Genomic DNA, 18,014 nt, shown 5'->3' on the forward strand with positions numbered 1-18,014 from the left:
TCTCGCACGTCGTTCGCGAAGCGCTTCACCGAGAACGGAGCCGCCGTCATGGCCTCAGCTGTGACCCCACCGCCCCAAGCCGTCACGGCACGGGTACGCCGCCGCACGGGGGCGGCCCCCCGCCGCCTGCCGTACCTGCTGATCGCCCCCGCCGGACTGCTGATGCTGGGCTTCATCGCCTACCCGGTGCTCAGCGTCTTCTACTACAGCCTCCAGCACTACAACCCGACGAAGCCCTGGCGGAACGGCTTCGCCGGACTGGAGAACTTCACCCGGATCTTCACGGACGACCCGCACTTCTGGGGGACGCTGACCTTCAGCCTCAAATGGGTCGTCGTCGAGGTGACGCTCCAGCTCCTCTTCGGTCTCGCGCTCGCCCTGATCGTGAACCAGACGTTCGTCGGCCGCGCCCTCGGCCGGGCCCTGGTCTTCTCGCCGTGGGCCGTCTCGGGTGTGCTGACCTCCGCGATCTGGGTGCTGCTCTACAACTCGCAGACCGGCATCAGCCGTTACCTGGCGGACATGGGCCTCGGCACGTACGGCACGTCCTGGCTCTCCGACACGGCCACCGTGTTCCCCGCGGCGATCGTCGCCGACCTCTGGCGCGGGGTGCCCTTCTTCGCCATCCTCATCCTGGCCGACCTCCAGTCCGTACCGAAGGACCTGTACGAGGCGGCCGAGGTCGACGGGGCGGGCCGGGTCCGCCAGTTCGTCCACATCACGCTGCCCCACATCCGGGACGCGATCGTCCTGTCCACGCTGCTGCGCGCGGTGTGGGAGTTCAACAACGTCGACCTGCTGTACACGCTGACCGGCGGCGGCCCCGCGGGCGTGACGACCACGCTGCCGCTCTACATCGCCGAGACCAGCGTCGAGGCCCACAACTTCGGTTACGCGTCCGCCCTCACCACGGTGGCGTTCGTGATCCTTCTCTTCTGCTCCGTGATCTATCTGCGCCTGAGCAAGTTCGGAGGCGACGGCAAGTGACTGCCGAGTCCATCCTCAGCCCGGCCCCGGCCCCGGCCGCGCAGGCGGCGCCGCCGCCCGACCGGACCCCGCCCGTCCCCGCCCGCTCCAGGCACCGCGCCTGGGACGAGGTGCCCCGCTGGCAGATCTACCTGCCCCTCGGGATCTACCTCCTCTTCACCCTGATCCCCTTCTACTGGATCCTGCTCTTCGCCGTACGGCCCGCCGGGTCCACGTCGCTGCTGCCCTGGCCGATGACGACCGCGCACTTCGAGAAGGTGTGGAACGAGCGCAGCTTCGGCGTCTTCTTCCAGAACAGCCTGCTCATCGGCGTGGCGGTGCTGATCAGCACGACGTTCGTCGCCCTGGCCGGCGGTTACGCGCTCGCCCGCTTCGACTTCCGGATCAAGAAGGGCTTCATGCTGGCCCTGCTCTGCTCCCAGTTCGTGCCGGGCGCCCTGCTCCTCGTCCCGCTGTTCCAGATCTTCGCCGAGCTGCGGATGATCAACTCCCTGGGCAGTGTGATCATCGCCGAGACCGTCTTCCAGCTGCCGCTGTCGATGATCCTCATCAGCGGGTTCATCAGGAACGTGCCGTACTCCCTGGAGGAGGCGGCGTGGGTCGACGGCTGCAACCGCTTCCGCGCCTTCCGGGTCGTCGTCCTCCCACTGCTGAGGCCCGGTCTGGTCGCGGTCGGCTCCTTCGCCTTCGTGCACGCCTGGAACCACTTCCTGTTCGCCCTGATGTTCCTCAGCAGCCAGGACAAGCAGACGATCCCGGTCGGTCTCAACACCCTCATGGGCGCCGACAGCGTCGACCTCGGGGCGCTCGCCGCGGGCGGGGTCATCGCCGCCGTCCCCGTCGTCATCGTCTTCGGCTTCATCCAGAAGTGGCTGGTCACCGGGTTCAGCGCCGGGGCGGTGAAGGGATGAGCGGCGCCCACCCGAGCCAGGAGGGCGTGCGCGCCGCACGCGGCCCGCTGCCCGTCGTCCTCGCGGGCGCCCGCGGCCACGGCCGCAGCCACCTCCTCAACATCCGCCGCATCGAGGAGCGGGGGCTCGTCCGGCTGGCGGGGGTGTGCGAGCTGCGCCCCCTCGACGCGGCCGAACTCGACGGCATCGGGAACCCCGAGCAGTCCACTGACTTCGAGGCGCTGCTCGCCTCGACCGGAGCCCGGATCGCCGTGCTCAGCACCCCCATCCAGACCCACACCGACATGGCCCTCGCCGCGGCCCGGCACGGGGCGCACATCCTCCTGGAGAAGCCTCCCGCCCCGTCGTTCGCGGAGTTCCGCAGGATGACCGAGGGCGTCGAGGCGGCCGGGGTGGCCTGCCAGATCGGTTTCCAGTCGCTCGGCTCGCACGCGGTGCCCGCGATCCGCCGACTGGTCGAGGAGGGTGCCATCGGCGAACTGCTCGGGGTCGGCGCGGCCGGGGCGTGGGTCCGCGACGAGGCGTACTTCCGCCGCTCCCCCTGGGCGGGACACCGCCGGCTCGGCGGGGTCGACGTCGTCGACGGGGCGCTCACCAACCCCCTCGCCCACGCCGTCGCCACCGCGCTCGCGCTGTCCGGCTCGACCCGGGCCGAGGACGCCGTGCACATCGAGACCGAACTGCTGCGCGCCCACGCCATCGAGTCCGACGACACCTCCGCGGTACGGGTGGTGACCTCGGCGGGCACGCAGGTCACGGTCGCGACGACGCTGTGCGCCGAGACGTCGTCGGAGCCGTACGTGGTCGTCCACGGCAGCCACGGCCGGATCACCTTCTGGTACCGGCAGGACCGGGTCCTCGTGCAGCGGGCCGGGCACGGCCCGGTGGAGACCGAGTACGGCCGCACCGACCTCCTGGAGAACCTCGTCGCGCACGTCACCGACGGTGGGGCGCTGCTCGTGCCGCCGGCGGAGACCGGCGCGTTCATGCGGGTCGTCGAGGCGGTACGGACGGCACCGGACCCGGTGGAGATCCCCGCCGCGCACTGGCACACCGAAGCCGGTGGCAGCGCGCCGCGCCGCGTCGTCGACGGCGTCGACGCGCTGGTGGACGCCAGCGCCGACGAGCTGCGCCTCTTCTCCGAACTCGGCGCAGCCTGGGCGCCCCCGACCCGGGCGGGGGTCCGATGACCCCGGATGCCCCGACGGTACTGCGCTGCGCGGGGCGGGTGGTCGCCCACTACACCACCCGGCCCGGCCTCGCCCTCGACCACTCCCCCCGGCCGTACCTCCACCCCGTCACCACCCTCGGGGGGCGGCCGGTGACCGAGACGGTGCCGGCGGACCACCGGCACCACCTGGGGGCGGGCGTCGCCGTCCCCGATGTGGCGGGCCACAACTTCTGGGGCGGCCGCACCTTCGTCCGCGGTCGCGGTCCCGTCGCGCTCGACAACCACGGGGTGCAGCGGCACGACGGGTTCAAGCTCCTCGATCCGGACGGGTTCGTGGAGGAGCTGAGCTGGACGGCGGGTGGCGAGCGGCTGCTCCGTGAGCACCGTACGGTGGCGGCCGTCGCGCTCACCGACTCCGCCTGGGCGCTGGATCTCACGTTCTCCCTCACCAACGCGTCGGGGCGGGACCTGTCGATCGGCAGCCCGGCCACCAACGGCCGGCCCGGCGCCGCGTACGGCGGCTTCTTCTGGCGGGCGCCGATGGAGGCGACGGCCCCGGTGGTCTTCGGGGCGGACGCCGACGGCGAGGAGGCGGTGCACGGGGTCCGCTCCGACTGGGTGGCGCTGGCGGGCGAGGGCTGGACCCTGGTGTTCGCCGGGGCGACCGCGCGGACCAGTGAGGACCCGTGGTTCGTCCGCGCCGCCGAGTACCCGGGGGTCGGCTCCTCCCTCGCCCACGGGGAGCGGCTCGCGGTCGGGGACGGGGAGACCGTCGTACGGAGGGTGGTGACCGTCGTCGCCGACGGCCGTCTCGACCGTGACGGGGCCGCGGCCCTGGTCCGCAAGGCGGTGGCGTCATGAGCGCGGCGACCGTCACCGGTGACCTGGGCGACGGTACGTACCGCAATCCGGTCCTGGCGGCCGACTGGTCCGACCCGGACGTCCTGCGCGTGGGCGAGGACTACTACCTGACCGCGTCCAGCTTCGGCCGTGCTCCCGGCCTGCCGCTGCTGCACTCACGGGACCTCGTCAACTGGACGCTCGTCGGCCACGCCCTCGAACGGCTCGAACCTGCCGCCGCGTTCACCGAGCCCCGGCACGACCGGGGGGTGTGGGCGCCCTCGCTCCGGCACCACGACGGGCGGTTCTGGATCTTCTGGGGCGACCCCGACCACGGGATCTTCCAGGTCAACGCCCCTTCCGTGCGCGGCCCCTGGACGGCGCCGCACCTGGTGAAGGCCGGCTTGGGGCTGATCGACGCCTGCCCCCTGTGGGACGAGGAGTCGGGCGAGGCGTACCTCGTGCACGCCTTCGCCAAGTCCCGCGCCGGCTTCAACAACCGGCTCCTGGGACACCGGATGAGCCCGGACGGCACGAAGGTGCTCGACGAGGGCCGGGTCCTCGTCGACGCGGACCGGATACCGGGCTGGTTCACCCTGGAGGGTCCGAAGCTGTACCGGCACGACGGGCGGTTCTGGATCCTCGCGCCGGCCGGGGGCGTGGCCACCGGCTGGCAGGGGGCGTTCCGGTCGCGGTCGTTCCTCGGGCCGTACGAGGAGCGGATCGTCCTCGCGCAGGGCGACACCGACGTCAACGGCCCGCACCAGGGCGGCTGGGTGCGCACCCAGCGCGGCGAGGACTGGTTCCTGCACTTCCAGCAGTCGGGCGCGCACGGCAGGATCGTCCACCTCCAGCCGATGCGGTGGCAGGCGGACGGCTGGCCCGTGCTCGGCGACGGCGGCGCGCCGGTCCTGGTCCATCGCAAGCCGGACCTGCCGGAGCAGCCGCCCGCACGGCCGGCCGTGGACGACACGTTTCCGGGCGGGCGGTTCGGGCTCCAGTGGCAGTGGACCGCCAACCCGGTCGAGGGCTGGGCCGGTCAGCACGCGGGGGACGGTCTGCGTCTCGGCTGTGTGCGCACGGACCGCCTCGGTGATCTGCGGGGCGTGCCGCACGTGCTCACCCAGCGGCTGCCGGCCGGGGCCCTCGTGGTCGAGGTCGGGCTGCGGCTGGACTCCGCGGCGCCGGGGGCCCGCGCGGGGCTCGTCGTCCTCGGCGACGCGTACGCGTGGATCGGTCTCGAGCGTGCCCCGGACGGCACGGCCCGGCTCGTGCACCGCTTCGCCCCGGCCAGCGCCGACGTCGAACGGGACGCGGCGCACCCGGTGCCCGTCGCCGGTGACCGGGTCCTGTTACGGATCGAGGTCACGGCGGACGCGCGCTGCCGGTTCTCGTACGCCGACGCCGCCGACGCCGCCGCCGGTCCGGTCCGGCTCGGTCCGGAGTTCGCCGCCACGCCCTGGCGCTGGGTCGGCGCGCTGCTCGGTCTGTTCGCCGGGGCTCCGGCCGGCGCGGGACACGCCGGGACGGCCGTGTTCTCCGCGTTCCGTGTCACCCCCGCCTGAACGGTTCCTCCCCCGGGCGTCCCCGACGCCCCCGTACTCCCCCACATCGCATCCCCCGTACGTCCCCATCACATCCGAGAGAAGAGAGCCGACGATGACCATCTTCCCCGGCGGACGGCGCAGAGCCGCCCTCGCCCTCGCCCTGTCCGGTGTCCTCGCCCTGACCGCCACCGCCTGCGGTGACGACGGCAGCGGCGCGGGCGGCGGCAAGGGCACCGAGGGATCGGGCAAGGGAAAGATCACCTTCTGGGACAACAACGGCGGTGTCCGCACCGACATCTGGAAGGAGATCATCGCGGACTTCGAGAAGGCGAACCCCGACATCGACGTCGAGTACGTCGGGATCGCCTCCAAGGAGGTCCAGTCCAAGTACGACACCGCGATCCAGGGCGGTGGACTGCCGGACGTGGGCGGCGTCGGCGCGGCGATGCTCGCGGGGATCGCCGCGCAGAACGCCCTCGAGCCGCTGGACGCCCGTGTCGAGGCGAGCTCGCTCAAGGGCAAGCTGAACACCGCCATGGTCACGAGCGTCACGGCGGCGGGCGGTCAGGACAAGCTGTTCACCGTCCCCACCTCCGCCAGCAACGGCGTCCTCTACTACCGCACCGACCTGTTCAAGGCGGCTGGTCTTCCGGAACCCTCCACCTGGTCGAAGTTCTACACGGCGGCCGAGAAGCTGACGGACACCGACAAGAACCGTTTCGGCTACACGATCCGCGGCGGCGCGGGCTCGATCGCGCAGGCCCTGGACGCCATGTACGGCCAGAGCGGCATCACCAGCTTCTGGAACGGCGAGAAGACCACCGTCAACGATCCGAAGAACGTGGCGGCCCTGGAGAAGTACGCGGGCCTGTTCAAGCGGACCACCCCCGCCGCCGACGTCAACAACGACTTCACCAAGATGGTCGCGCAATGGGACAGCGGCGAGATCGGCATGCTGAACCACAACCTGGGCTCCTACCAGGACCATGTGAAGGCGCTGGGCACGGACAAGTTCCGGGGCATTCCCAACCCGACCCTCGACGACGGCACCCGGGTCCAGGTCTCCAACCCGGTCGACGGTCTCGGTCTGTTCTCCACGAGCAAGAACAAGGCAGCCGCCTGGAAGTTCATCGAGTTCGCGGCCTCGCACGCCTCCAACAGCAAGTGGAACAAGTCGGCCGGCGCCATCCCCGCGAACACGGACGCCGCCAAGGACCCGTGGCTCCAGGAGTCCGAGCCGACGAAGCTGGGCGCGGAGGTCCTCTTCAGCGGCGAGGCCACCATCGTGGAGCTGCCGTACTACCTGCCGGACTGGAACACGATCTCCAAGGCCGAGAACGAGTCCGGCTTCCAGAAGGTCCTGCTCGGCACGTCCACGGCCAAGGCGTTCCTCGACCACCTGGCCGAGCAGCTGAACGCGGCGCAGGCCGAGTGGCAGCAGCAGAACTCGTGAGCGTAGGCCGCCGCGCGGTGGTCACGGCCGGGGCGGGCCTCGCGCTCGCCCTGGCCGGGGCTCCCCCGGCCCGTTCCCAAGGACACCCCCGTATGCGCACCCTCTTCCTCGCGGGCGACTCCACGGCCGCCCAGAAGTACGCCGACGCGGCGCCCGAGACGGGGTGGGGGATGGCCCTCCCCTTCTTCCTGCACCGGGGCGTACGGGTCGCCAACCACGCCGTCAACGGGCGCAGCACCAAGAGCTTCCTCGACGAGGGGCGCCTCGACGCGATCCTGACGGCGATCCGCCCCGGCGATCTGCTCCTGGTCCAGTTCGGCCACAACGACCAGAAGGTCGCCGACCCCTCCCGCTACACCGAACCGTGGACCACGTACCAGGACAACCTGCGGGTCTTCGTCGAGGGCGCGCGGGCCCGGGGCGCCCTCCCCGTGCTCGCGACCTCCGTGGAGCGGCGGAAGTTCGGCGCCGACGGCACCGCCCTGCGGACGCTGGGCGCGTACCCGGCGGCGATGAGGGAGACCGCCCGCGCCTCGGACGTCCCGCTCCTCGACGTCGAGGCCCTGTCGTTCGCGCTGTGGCACCGGCTCGGCCCCGAGGCCACGAAGCCGTACTTCAACTGGACCGCGACCGAGCAGGACAACACCCACTTCAACCCGCGGGGAGCGATCGAGGTGGCCCGTCTGGTCGCCGCCGAACTGCTCCGCACCCATGTCCTCGCGCCGCGTGAGACGCGCCGCCTGGACGACGACATCCCCACCGACCTGATCACCTGGCCCGATGCCGAGGAGAGCCGTCCATGAATCGACGCAAGCAGCTGGGAGTGGTGGCCGCGACCGCGCTCGCCCTGACGGTCACCGCCCCCGCGGCCGGCGCGCACGCCGGTCACCGGCCGGGGGCCGACCCCGCCCGCGCGACCCTGCCGGCCGGTGACGGCTGGGCGTCCACCGGGACCGGCACCACCGGCGGGGCCGCCGCCGACGCCTCCCGGGTCTTCACCGTCACCACCTGGGAGGAGTTCCGGGCCGCGCTCGCCGTCCCGGGCACCGAGCCGAGGATCGTCAAGGTGGCGGGCACGCTGAACGCGACCGCCGCCGGCTGCGCCGCCTTCGAGGCCCCCGGCTACGACTTCGCCCGCTACCTCGCCGACTACGACCCGGCCGTCTGGGGGTACGAGACGGAGGTCAGCGGTCCCCAGGAGGACCTGCGGGCCGCGTCCGCGACCGCCCAGGGCCAGGCGATCAAGGTCAAGGTGCCGTCGAACACCACGATCGCCGGGGTCGGGAGGCACGCCGGGATCACCGGTGCCAGCCTCCAGGTGCAGGGCGTCGACAACGTCGTGATCCGCGACCTCACCCTGGAGAGCCCGCTCGACTGCTTCCCGCAGTGGGACCCGACGGACGGTGCGACGGGGGCGTGGAACTCCGAGTACGACAGCCTCGTCGTGTACGGCTCCACCCATGTGTGGATCGACCACAACACGTTCACAGACGGCGCCCACCCGGACAGTTCGCTGCCCTCGTACTACGGGGAGGTCTACCAGCAGCACGACGGCGAGCTGGACGTCGTACGCGGCGCTGACCTCGTCACGGTGTCCTGGAACGTCTTCACCGACCACGACAAGACCCTGATGATCGGCAACAGCGACAGCGCGGGCGCCACCGACCGGGGGAAGCTGCGGGTCACCCTCCACCACAACCTCTTCAAGAACGTGATCGAGCGGGCGCCCCGGGTCCGGTTCGGTCAGGTCGACGCGTACAACAACCACTTCGTGGTGCCGGACGCGGCCTACGCGTACAGCCTGGGCATCGGGCAGGAGTCCCAGCTGGTCGCGGAGAAGAACGCGTTCACGCTGGCCGCGGGCGTGCCGGCCGGGAAGATCCTGAAGAAGTGGAAGGACGCGCCGGTCACCACCGTCGGCAACTACGTGAACGGCAGGCCGGTGGACCTCCTCGCCGTCCACAACGCGCAGTTCCCCGAGGAGCTGCTGCGCGCCGACGCGGGCTGGACGCCCGTCCTGCGCACCCGCGTCGACCACCCGAGGGCCGTGCCCTGGCTCGTCGGCCTCGGCGCGGGCGCCGGCCGTTCCCGCTGAGCTCCCACCCTCCAGGAGACCCCGCATGCCCTCGTACCCCACCGGAGCCGTCCCAGGACGCCGCTCCCTGCTCCTGGGCGGCGCCGGAGCCGCGCTCGCCCTCGTCCTGCCGGCCGCGCCCGCCGCGGCCTCGCCGCTCCGGCGCCCGTTCGGCCGGTTCGGTTCACCCGCCGACCGGCTCACCGGGCGGACGCTGTACGTGCATCCCGGCGGTCTCGGCGACCACACCACGGTCCAGGCCGCGGTCACCGCGGCCGACGGGCCCGGCCGGACCCTGGTGCTGGCCCCCGGGACGTACCGGGAGACGGTCGCCGTCGGTCCGTCCCGTACCGGCATGACCTGGATCGGCGCGAGCGGGGACCCCCGGGACGTCGTCGTCGTGTACGCCAACGCGGCCGGGACGCCCCGGCCGGAGGGCGGTACGTACGGCACCTCCGGCTCCGCCACGACCACCGTCCAGGCCGACGGCTTCACCGCCCAGGGGGTCACCTTCGCCAACGACTTCCTCCGCACCGACCTGCCGGGGAACCCCGGCACCCAGGCGGTCGCCCTGAAGGTGCAGGGCGACCGGTCGGCCTTCTTCCACTGCCGGTTCCTCGGCCACCAGGACACCCTGTACGCCGACTCCTCGGCCCTGTCCGCCTTCGCCCGCCAGTACTTCGCGCACTGTCACGTGGAGGGGGACGTCGACTTCGTCTTCGGCCGGGGCACCGCCGTCTTCGAGCACTGCCGCTTCCGTACGCTGCTCCGCCCGGACCTGGCGTCGGCGCCGCACGGCTTCGTCTTCGCCCCGTCGACGGCCCGGGCCAACCCGTACGGGTTCCTCGCCACCCGCTGCCGGGTCACCGGCTCGGCCCCGGACGGCTTCTACAAGCTGGCCCGGCCGTGGGTGCCGAGTTCGGACCTCACCGCCCGGCCGTCCCTCGTCGTCCGGGACAGCTTCCTCGGCGCGGGCGTCGACGCGGTGACCCCGTACGCGAACATGCGGGAGACCTTCCCGTGGCAGGAGCAGCGCTTCGCCGAGTACCGCAACACCGGTCCGGGCGCGCGGATCGACGTCCCGGCGAACCGTCCCCAGCTCACGGCCGACGAGGCGGCCACCGTGACGGCGGCGGCGTACCTGGGCGACTGGGTCCCCCGCCGCCCCTGCCCCTGACGGGAACACCCCACCACCGGGCCCCTCCACGGGGTCCGGTGGTCTTCCCGTTCCCCGGCGGGCTCCGGCCGGAGAGTCCTCACGGGCGCAGCAGGGGGAAGCGGGCGTCGGCCCACAGGGTGCGGGGGGCCGTGGGGACGTCGTCGGCGGGGGTGTCGTCGGTGCGCCATGTCCGTGCGTGGGTGCCGGAGTCGTCGACCGGAGGCCAGCCCGGGTCTCCGGTGGCGGAGAAGTCGGCCCAGGCCCGCACCATGCGGTGGGAGAGGTCGTGGTCCTCGGGGGTGGGGGCGCCGCCGATGAGGAAGGCGATGTCCTCGCTGTCGACGTTGCCGAAGGCGAAGGGAATGTCCGCGCAGTGCCAGGCCCGCACCTCCCCGTCCGGGCCGGTGCGGCGTCGGTCGAAGCGCGCGAGGTACGTCCGGCCGCCGGCGCGGGCGTGCAGCTCGGCGAGCCGGTGGGCGTACTCCGCGAACAGGAGGTCGCCGAAGACGGCGAGGTAGACGTCGAGCACCGGCGCCCCGGGCAGCGCGGCGCGATAGCCGGCCACCAGACCGCCGGGGAGGCCGAAGTCCTGGGCGAAGCGGGCCAGTCGCGCGTCGGTGGTGACCTTGGCGCTGCTGCCGACGGCGTCGAGCAGCCAGTACTCCTCGGTGGTGTGGCAGACGAGGAGGTCCACTCCCGTGCTCAGTCCCGCGGCCATCCCGGTGAGGGGGTCGGTGGGCAGGACGTCGCCGTCGAGGACGGGGGCGTAGAGGGAGGGGTCGTAGTGCCGGGACCCGGAGGCGGGGTCTCTCCGGTAGGTGTCGACCACCTGGTCGGAAGCGAGCACCAGGGCCTGCGGGGTCGCGCCCGCGAGGCCGTCGGGCGTGGCGGGGCAGCCCGCGGCGGCGGCGACCTCGCGGGTGGTCGCGGCGGCGACGTCGAGCGGGTGGCAGGGGCTGGCGGGGCTGTGGACGACGGCCCGGCGGAACAGTCCACGGGCGCGGTCCATCACCATGAGGCAGGCCACCGAACCGCCCCCGGAGGACTGCCCGGCGACCGTCACGTTGTCGGGGTCGCCGCCGAACGCGGCGATGTTCTCGCGCACCCAGCGCAGGGCCGCGACCTGGTCGAGCAGGCCCCGGTTGTCCGGGTGGGCGGTGGTCCCGTCGGCTGGGACGTGGCCGAAACCCTCGAAGCCGACGCGGTGGTTGAAGGTGACCACGACCAGACCGGCGCGGGCGAGCGCGTCGCCGTCGAAGTCGGGCTGGGCCGACGAACCGAAGGTGTAGGCGCCGCCGTGGATCCAGACGAGAACGGGCAGGGCCCCGCCGTCCGGGGCCGGGGTCCAGACGTTGACGGTGAGGATGTCCTCGTCGCCGGGTGACCACACGGGCGCGCCGGGCAGCTCCGCCGACTGGGGGGCGACGGGGCCGAAGGCGGTGCCGTCCCGTACCCCGGTCCACCCGGACGCGGGGGCGGGCTCTCGGAACCGGTGGGCGCCGAACGGCGGGGCGGCGTAGGGGATGCCGAGCACGGCGACGACATCGGCGGAGGCCCGGAAGCCGCGCACCGCGCCGTGTGTCGTCCTGAAGAGGTCCATGGCCCCAGCGTGGCATCGCGGTTGCGGGCGGCGCCAACACCGAGATCGCCACGATTCACGCGCGGGTGATGTCAATACGAGGGCAGGGGCGGCGACTTCGGCTCCGGCAGCCGGGCGCAGCGGCGGCAGGCGCGCGCCGAGGTCGCCACCGCCGCGTGGGAGGCGGCCGCGAGGGCTCCGGCGCAGGCGAGCAACGGCCAGTTCACGGCGAGGGCGGCGGCGGTGGCGAGGGCCAGCGTCGTCACCGCCATGGCGACGCCCGCGCGCCACGCGCTGCGGGCCTGCCGCGGGGAGACGCCGGACGGCAGCCCCGAGGGGCTCGGGACGGCCGTCCTCCTGCACCGCGTCTGCTCCGTCTACGCCGTCGCGGGGTCGTCGTGCCGGTGTTCGGAATCGCCACCGGCGCCCGGCTCGGCGTGCTGACCGACGCCTGGCTGATCGCCTCGCTCCTCCTCACCACGATCGCCGCGGCCCTCCTCGGGCTTGCCGTCCTGCCCGGCCAGCGACGCCTGCTCGCCCTGGCCGAGGGCCCCACGACCGAGACGGAGGCCCGGCCCACGGCGACCCGTCTGGCGATGCTCACCGGCGTCTTCAACGTCCTCTGGGCGGTCGTCGTCGTCCTGATGATCGTCCGGCCCGGCTCCACCACGGGCGCGTGACCGCACCCCCGCGGGTCACTTCGCGGAAGTCGCCCCGAAGGCGCCCCGAAGCGTGGACCGGCCGCCGTCGGAGCCCGTCAGGACGACGGTGTACGTGTCGGCCGAGGCGTCCCGTACCCCCTCGGCGTGGTTGTACTGGCCCGCGAAGACATGGGGGCCGGGCGGAACCGTGCGGCCCGGCCTGAGGGTCCAGCGGTAGACCAGGGCCCCGGCCTCCTCGGCCACCGTCACGGTGAAGTCCTCGGCGGGGCGGGTGCGCCAGTGGCCCGTGCTCACGACATCGGGGGTGCGGGCCACCCGCAGTTCGACGGTGAGCCCGCCGACCGGGGTCTCCGTCGTCAGGGCCAGCTCGCTCTGCGCCCACCAGCGGTTGCCGGCCGGGTCGATGGTGGCGGCCACCCGCGCCAACGGGCCGGGCGCCGGCACCGCGGTGGCGGGTCCTTCGGGCCGCTCCCCCAGGGTGGTCGCCGCGAGACCGCCGAGGCCGACCAGCCCGGCGACGGCCGCGGTCACGGCCACGACCGCCGTCATGCGCCGCCCGCTCCACCGGCCTGCCGGCCGTGGCGGCCGGGCTCCCGGGGCGGGCTCGGCGAGGCCGCGTTCCACCCGGGCGAGGATGCGGGCCCGGTCGGGCCGGTGCGCGAGCGCCGCCTCCCGCAGCTCGCGACGGAGCCGTGTCTCGTCCATCAGTGCCTTCCCGAGGCGAGTTCGGATGCGGCCCGGGGACCGAGCGACCGCTGGAGTTCCGCCATGCCCTTGGCGGTCTGGCTCTTGACCGTACCGACCGAGACGCCGAGCGCGAGGGCCGTGTCCCGCTCGGAGAGGTCGAAGGCGTGCCGGAGCACGACACAGGCGCGCTTGCGGAACGGCAGGGCCCGCAGCGCCGCCCTGACGTCGAGGACGGCGGGCACGTCGGGGCCCTCGGTGTGGTCGGGGCGCCGGTCCCAGAAGGCGGCGATACGGCGCCGCTCGCGGACGGTCCCCCGGATCCGGGTGCGGACGAGGTTGGCGACGACGCCCCGGGCGTAGGCGGCGGGGTGGTCGGCGGCGCGGACCCGGTCCCAGCGGTGCCAGAGGGCGAGCATGGCGTCGGCCGCGAGGTCGTCGGCGGCGTCGGTCTCACCGGTCAGCAGATGCGCGAGCCGGGCGAGTTCGGCGTAGTGGCGCTCGAAGAAGTCCCGGAACTCCGCGGCCTTTTCGCCGCCCTCAGTGTCCGTCGTGATCACGCCGGTCCTCGGTGCGGGCGGAGGGGGCGCCGGGCGCGGCCGGACCCGTGCTGGCGCGGGCGGTGAGCCGGGGCGCGATGAGCTCCGTGCCCCGGGGGTCCTGCCCCGAGAGGCGTCGGACGACCCGCTCGACCGCGAGCCGCCCCATGTCCTGCGCGGGTACGGAGACGGCGGTCAGCGGTACGGAGGCGTGGACCGCGACCTGGTCGGGGCAGATGGCGACGACGGAGACGTCCTCGGGCACGGCGCGCCGCTGCTGGCGCAGGAGCGCGAGCAGCGGTTCGACGGCGGCCTCGTTCTGGACGACGAGCCCCGTGGTGCCGGGGCGTTCCTCGAAGATCCGGGTGAGGGCGGCGGCGACGGCCGCGTAGGTGCCGTCGACGGGCCGGTGGAGCAGCCCGACGCCGTGGGCGCGGGCGGCGGCGCGCAGACCGGTGAGGGTGCGGGCGGCGAAGCCCGTACCCCGTGCGTACACGGCGGGCGGTTCGCCGAGGACGGCGATCCCGGTGTGGCCGAGGCCGGCGAGGTGATCGACGCAGCGGGCCCCCGCGGCCTCGAAGTCCAGGTCGACGCAGTCGAGTCCGGCGGTGTCGGCGGTCTCGGCCGACTCGGTGGGGAGCCCGATGAGGACGGCGGGCCGGCGGGCCTCCCGGAGGCAGGGGAGCCGGGGGTCGTCGATCCCGACGTCCATGACGATCATGGCGTCGGCGATGGCGCTGCCCTCGACGCGGCGGACGGCCTCGGGGCCCTCCTCGCCGGTGAGCAGCAGGACGTCGTAGCCGTGGGAACGGGCCGTGGTGGTGACGGCCATGGCGATCTCCATCAGGACCGGTACGTAGAGACCGGTGCGGAGCGGCATCATCAGGGCGAGGATGCCGGTCCGGCTGCTGGCCAGCGCGCGGGCGCCGGCGTGCGGCCGGTAGCCGAGGGCGTCGATGCTGTGCTGGATCCGCTCGCGGGTGGGTGCGGATATGGAGCGTTTGCCGCTCAGCACGTAGCTGACGGTGCTGGCCGACACCCCGGCGTGGCGGGCGACATCGGCGAGGGTGACCACGTGCGCGCTCCTCGGCAGTCCCGGTGTTCCGGGCGTCCGGTGCCCGTCGGTGATTCGAACCCTGACCCTAAGCGGCCGCTCGGCGGGCTGTCCAGGCGGGTTCGGGTCAGGACGGCGGTCGGGACCGGGCGGTCCCCTCGCGGGGCCCGCCCGGTCTCGTCGTACGCGGAGTTCCTCCGTGCGGGGCGGCTGCTATTCGAGCAGCTCCGCGTACGAGCCCATGGCCAGGGCGATGTCCGCCTGGGCCCAGAACCGGTGGTACGTGAAGACGGGGGCGGCGCCGCCCGCCAGGTAGGCCTCGATCTTCGGCCAGGCCGGGTCGTCCTGGTAGAAGCTGCGCATCGAGGCGAAGGTGGAGGTGTTGTTCACCGTGTCGCCGTTCGGCATGACGCCGGTCCAGCCGCTCGGCACGTACACCGGGTCGTCGAAGCGGTTGTAGTCGGCGCGGGTCTCCTCGACGGCGACGCCCAGCGGGTCCTGGTGGTGGTCCCACATGCCGTCGAGGAGGGCCTTGGCGACCCGCTTCGCCTCCGCGTGGCCGGACTTGGCCGCGTAGTAGGTGAGGGTCTTGGCGTAGGCGGCGGCGACACCGACGTCGTTCGTGTAGTCGGCGACGGTGACGTGCAGGCCGGCGTTGGCGCCGGGGTTCGCCGCGTTCCAGGTGTCGGGCCTGCCGGACCACTGGAGGGTCGACGGGATGCGGTAGGTGCCGTCCGGGTTGATCGTGGTCTTGGACAGCGCCCAGGAGACCCACTTGTCGAGGACGGTCTTCGCCTCGGCGTCACCGGTCTGCTGGTAGTACTCGGCGACCCGTTCCATGGACCAGGCCTGGAAGCCGAACCACTGGTTGGACGCGGGGTCGTGGTAGACGGGCTTCTCGTCGTAGTACAGGCCGTGGAAGGTGGGGGTGCCGGCCGGCGGGGTGGCGTAGCGGCCCTGCCAGCTGTTGGTGGCGCCGCCCGCGATGGCGCCCTCGTCGGACTGGAGCCAGCGGTAGAACTCCAGCTGCCGGTCGAGGCTGGTCGCCCAGTCCGCCTGTCCTGTCGCGGACTTGGGCTTGAGCGGGGCGTAGGAGCTGAGGGCGTAGGCGGCCAGCGGGTTCTGGTAGCCGCCGTGGGCGTGGCTGGATCCGATGCGCCAGGACCAGCCGGCGGAGGTGTCGGTGGCGCCGCCCCAGGCGTAGTACCAGGACATCAGGTAGTGGGCGCTGTTCTTTCCGGTGCCGGCCGGGCAGGCGGTCGGGCCGACGCAGTTCCCGGCCCTCTTGAAGTACTTGTCGAACATGGCGTACCGCAGGTAGTCGCCCATCTTGGCGGCCTTGCCGACGGTCGCGGACACCTGGGTGCCCTTGCCCTGCTGCTTGGCCCAGAGATCGGCCCAGTAGGCGGCCTGGACGGCGCGGGCGTCGGCGTCGGGGGCGTTGGTGAACTTCCACTGCTTGGCGTAGGAGGCGTCCCCGGTGAAGAGGTCGAGGTAGCCGTTCTTCCCGCCGTACGTGAAGTTGTCGCAGGTCGGGTGGGTGACGGTCTCCCAGACGGACTCCTGCGGGCCGCGCTGGAAGGTGTTGATGTACGAGGGGCCGGTCGCCGTCGGTCCGGCGGAGCACTTGCCGGGTTCGTTGCCGAAGCCGTAGACGTTGTCGACGTCCTGGATCCAGTGCATGCCGTAGATGTCGTCGGTGCCGTAGGCGCTCTTGAGTTCCGCGGCGATCGGGTCGGGGCCGGAGGTGACGCCGGAGTCGAGCCGGGCCGGGTACTGCGAGGGCAGGTCCCACTCGGGGGCGTACGTCGCGGGCTTCGAGGCGTTGTAGGAGCCGGTGGTGGGCGTGTCGGCGTGGGTGGGGATCATGAACTTCTCCATGGTGTCCCAGGCGCCGTTGAACTTGGTCCAGTCACCGGTGATCTTGCCGTACATGGCCTGGAGCCAGATCAGGTAGCTGTACGCCTCCGAGGTCGTCTCGTGCCCGTGGTCGGGGGCCTCGACGATCAGGGTCTCCACGGAGTGGTACGGGATGCCCTCGGGCGAGAAGTAGCCGTTGGCCGGGTTGGTGATCTTCCCGTGGAGGTCGAGGAAGCGGGCGTCGTACGTGGAGTCCGCGGCCAGCTGGGCGACGGTCACCTCGGCCCTGGTGTGGCCGGGGGCGGACGCGGTGAAGACGGCGGAGCCGGTGCCGGTGGCCGCGGCGGCGACGGTCACCTTCTGGGCGGTGTTCCAGTTCGCCGGGGTGAAGGTGAGCGCGGCCGGGGTCGCGGTGAGGTTGGTGTTGCCGGAGGTACGGGCGACGCTCACCGTGACGTTCGCGCTCGGGGCGGTCGACAGCTTCAGGTCGAAGGTGCCGGTGGCGCCCTGGCGGACGCCGAGCTGGCTCGGGGAGGCGACGAGCGCGGGTCCCGCGGCGACGGTGATGCCGACGGGGGCCGACTCGGCGGAGGCGCCCAGGCTGTCGTAGGCCTTGGCGTAGAGGGAGTGGGCGCCGGCGCGGAGGCCGGCCGCGCTGTGGGTGAAGGGCGCGGTGGTGTCGGTGCCGAGGAGCGTGGTGTCGTCGTAGAACTCCACCTTGGCCACGGTGGCGCTGTCGGCCGCGGCGGCGGTGGCGGCCAGCGGCACCGGGTCACCCTGGGTGTAGACGGCTCCGGCGGTGGGGCTGGTCAGGACGGTGACCGGGGGCTGGTGGGCGCCCGTGCAGGGGGCGCCGTTGACCGCGAAGGAGGTCGGGGCGGCGTTGGTCCCGCTGTAGGTGAACTGGGCGCCGGTTGTGACGGCCGCACCGGCGGCGAGGGTGCGGTTCCAGGACGCGTTGGTCACGGTGACGTTTCTGCCGGACTGCGTCCAGACGCCGCTCCAGCCGTTGGTGAGCTTCTGGTCACCGGCGTAGGAGTAGGTGAGCGTCCAGCCGTCGAGCGCGGTGGCGGCCCGGTTGGTGAGCGTGAGCTCGGCGGTGAAGCCCGAACCCCAGTCGTTGGTCTTGTAGTCGACGCTGCACTGGACGGCGGCGGCCTGGGCTGTGGTGGCGGTGGTGGCGCCGACGGCCAGCAGGCCGAGGGGGAGGGAGAGCGCCGCGGCGAGGGCGGTCAGCGGCCGGCGTGGGCTCGTTCTTGGTCGTAGGCGTGGCATGCGGGTGGTTCTCCTCGCGGCTCGGGAGGTCGGGGGGGAGCGAAGAGCGCGGTAGGTGCCTGGAGACAAGCTCTGAACCAGTGGGAGCGCTCCCACTGTGCAGTTGGGACGCAACGGCGTCAAGGTGCGCGAAGAGTCGAAGGCAATCGACGAGGAAATTTACCCAACCCCTCTTTTGCTTGGCGTGAGTTGACGCTACGGTCTGCCCGACCAGTGGGA

At 72.9% G+C, this 18,014-nt stretch carries 15 protein-coding genes and 1 pseudogene; 10 read left to right on the forward strand and 6 right to left on the reverse strand.

Translation table 11 applies throughout. The features are described from left to right. Positions 1-48 precede the first annotated feature (48 nt). From ACFWV2_RS07015 to ACFWV2_RS07055, 9 genes are all read left to right on the forward strand, one after another. On the forward strand, positions 49-987 hold the full coding sequence (locus ACFWV2_RS07015; RefSeq protein WP_360787470.1) for a sugar ABC transporter permease: 939 nt from the start codon (positions 49-51) through the stop codon (positions 985-987). Then, the gene (locus tag ACFWV2_RS07020; RefSeq protein WP_384402852.1) at positions 984-1,898 is read left to right on the forward strand and encodes a carbohydrate ABC transporter permease; all 915 of its coding nucleotides are present in this window, start codon (positions 984-986) and stop codon (positions 1,896-1,898) included. Before ACFWV2_RS07015 ends, ACFWV2_RS07020 begins: the two co-directional genes overlap by 4 nt. Continuing rightward, a complete protein-coding gene (locus ACFWV2_RS07025) occupies positions 1,895-3,088 on the forward strand; it encodes a Gfo/Idh/MocA family protein (protein ID WP_384402855.1) in 1,194 nt (397 codons plus the stop codon). The genes ACFWV2_RS07020 and ACFWV2_RS07025 overlap by 4 nt, the downstream gene beginning before the upstream one ends. Further along, positions 3,085-3,930, forward strand: coding sequence for a PmoA family protein (locus ACFWV2_RS07030; protein ID WP_384402858.1), 846 nt, complete (start codon positions 3,085-3,087; stop codon positions 3,928-3,930). Before ACFWV2_RS07025 ends, ACFWV2_RS07030 begins: the two co-directional genes overlap by 4 nt. Continuing rightward, the gene (locus ACFWV2_RS07035; protein ID WP_384402861.1) at positions 3,927-5,474 is read left to right on the forward strand and encodes a family 43 glycosylhydrolase; all 1,548 of its coding nucleotides are present in this window, start codon (positions 3,927-3,929) and stop codon (positions 5,472-5,474) included. Before ACFWV2_RS07030 ends, ACFWV2_RS07035 begins: the two co-directional genes overlap by 4 nt. 94 nt (positions 5,475-5,568) lie before the next feature. After that, positions 5,569-6,909 (forward strand): ABC transporter substrate-binding protein, encoded by a 1,341-nt coding sequence (locus ACFWV2_RS07040; protein ID WP_384402864.1) that lies wholly within the window; start codon positions 5,569-5,571, stop codon positions 6,907-6,909. Then, positions 6,906-7,712 (forward strand): rhamnogalacturonan acetylesterase, encoded by an 807-nt coding sequence (locus tag ACFWV2_RS07045; protein ID WP_384402867.1) that lies wholly within the window; start codon positions 6,906-6,908, stop codon positions 7,710-7,712. The genes ACFWV2_RS07040 and ACFWV2_RS07045 overlap by 4 nt, the downstream gene beginning before the upstream one ends. Beyond that, positions 7,709-9,004, forward strand: coding sequence for a polysaccharide lyase family 1 protein (locus tag ACFWV2_RS07050; RefSeq protein ID WP_384402870.1), 1,296 nt, complete (start codon positions 7,709-7,711; stop codon positions 9,002-9,004). Before ACFWV2_RS07045 ends, ACFWV2_RS07050 begins: the two co-directional genes overlap by 4 nt. 25 nt (positions 9,005-9,029) lie before the next feature. Beyond that, complete coding sequence (locus tag ACFWV2_RS07055; RefSeq protein ID WP_384402872.1) at positions 9,030-10,160, forward strand: pectinesterase family protein; 1,131 nt, start codon at positions 9,030-9,032, stop codon at positions 10,158-10,160. Positions 10,161-10,239: 79 nt separating this feature from the next. On the opposite strand, the gene ACFWV2_RS07060 is transcribed toward ACFWV2_RS07055, so the two are convergent. Further along, the gene (locus ACFWV2_RS07060) at positions 10,240-11,742 is read right to left on the reverse strand and encodes a carboxylesterase/lipase family protein (RefSeq protein WP_384402875.1); all 1,503 of its coding nucleotides are present in this window, start codon (positions 11,740-11,742) and stop codon (positions 10,240-10,242) included. Positions 11,743-11,813: 71 nt separating this feature from the next. Further along, positions 11,814-11,993, reverse strand: a complete 180-nt coding sequence (locus tag ACFWV2_RS07065) for a hypothetical protein (protein WP_384402878.1) — start codon at positions 11,991-11,993, stop codon at positions 11,814-11,816. Between ACFWV2_RS07065 and ACFWV2_RS07070 the strand changes: the two are divergent. Continuing rightward, positions 11,992-12,401: pseudogene (locus tag ACFWV2_RS07070) on the forward strand (hypothetical protein). The gene ACFWV2_RS07065 and the pseudogene ACFWV2_RS07070 sit on opposite strands and share 2 nt — an antisense overlap. A gap of 15 nt (positions 12,402-12,416) precedes the next feature. Here ACFWV2_RS07070 and ACFWV2_RS07075 read toward each other — a convergent pair. The 4 genes from ACFWV2_RS07075 to ACFWV2_RS07090 all read right to left on the reverse strand — a co-directional run bounded on the left by ACFWV2_RS07075 (position 12,417) and on the right by ACFWV2_RS07090 (position 17,795). Beyond that, entirely contained in the window at positions 12,417-13,088 is a 672-nt protein-coding gene (locus ACFWV2_RS07075; protein WP_384402880.1) for a hypothetical protein, read from the reverse strand. Continuing rightward, the gene (locus ACFWV2_RS07080) at positions 13,088-13,627 is read right to left on the reverse strand and encodes a SigE family RNA polymerase sigma factor (protein WP_384402883.1); all 540 of its coding nucleotides are present in this window, start codon (positions 13,625-13,627) and stop codon (positions 13,088-13,090) included. The genes ACFWV2_RS07075 and ACFWV2_RS07080 overlap by 1 nt, the downstream gene beginning before the upstream one ends. Then, positions 13,608-14,681 (reverse strand): LacI family DNA-binding transcriptional regulator, encoded by a 1,074-nt coding sequence (locus tag ACFWV2_RS07085; RefSeq protein ID WP_384402886.1) that lies wholly within the window; start codon positions 14,679-14,681, stop codon positions 13,608-13,610. The genes ACFWV2_RS07080 and ACFWV2_RS07085 overlap by 20 nt, the downstream gene beginning before the upstream one ends. 192 nt (positions 14,682-14,873) lie before the next feature. Then, complete coding sequence (locus tag ACFWV2_RS07090) at positions 14,874-17,795, reverse strand: glycoside hydrolase family 48 protein (RefSeq protein ID WP_384402889.1); 2,922 nt, start codon at positions 17,793-17,795, stop codon at positions 14,874-14,876. Between the last annotated feature and the right edge of the window lie 219 nt (positions 17,796-18,014).

The sequence above is a fragment of the Streptomyces sp. NPDC058671 genome, from assembly GCF_042716475.1.
In the GTDB taxonomy this organism is placed as follows: domain Bacteria; phylum Actinomycetota; class Actinomycetes; order Streptomycetales; family Streptomycetaceae; genus Streptomyces.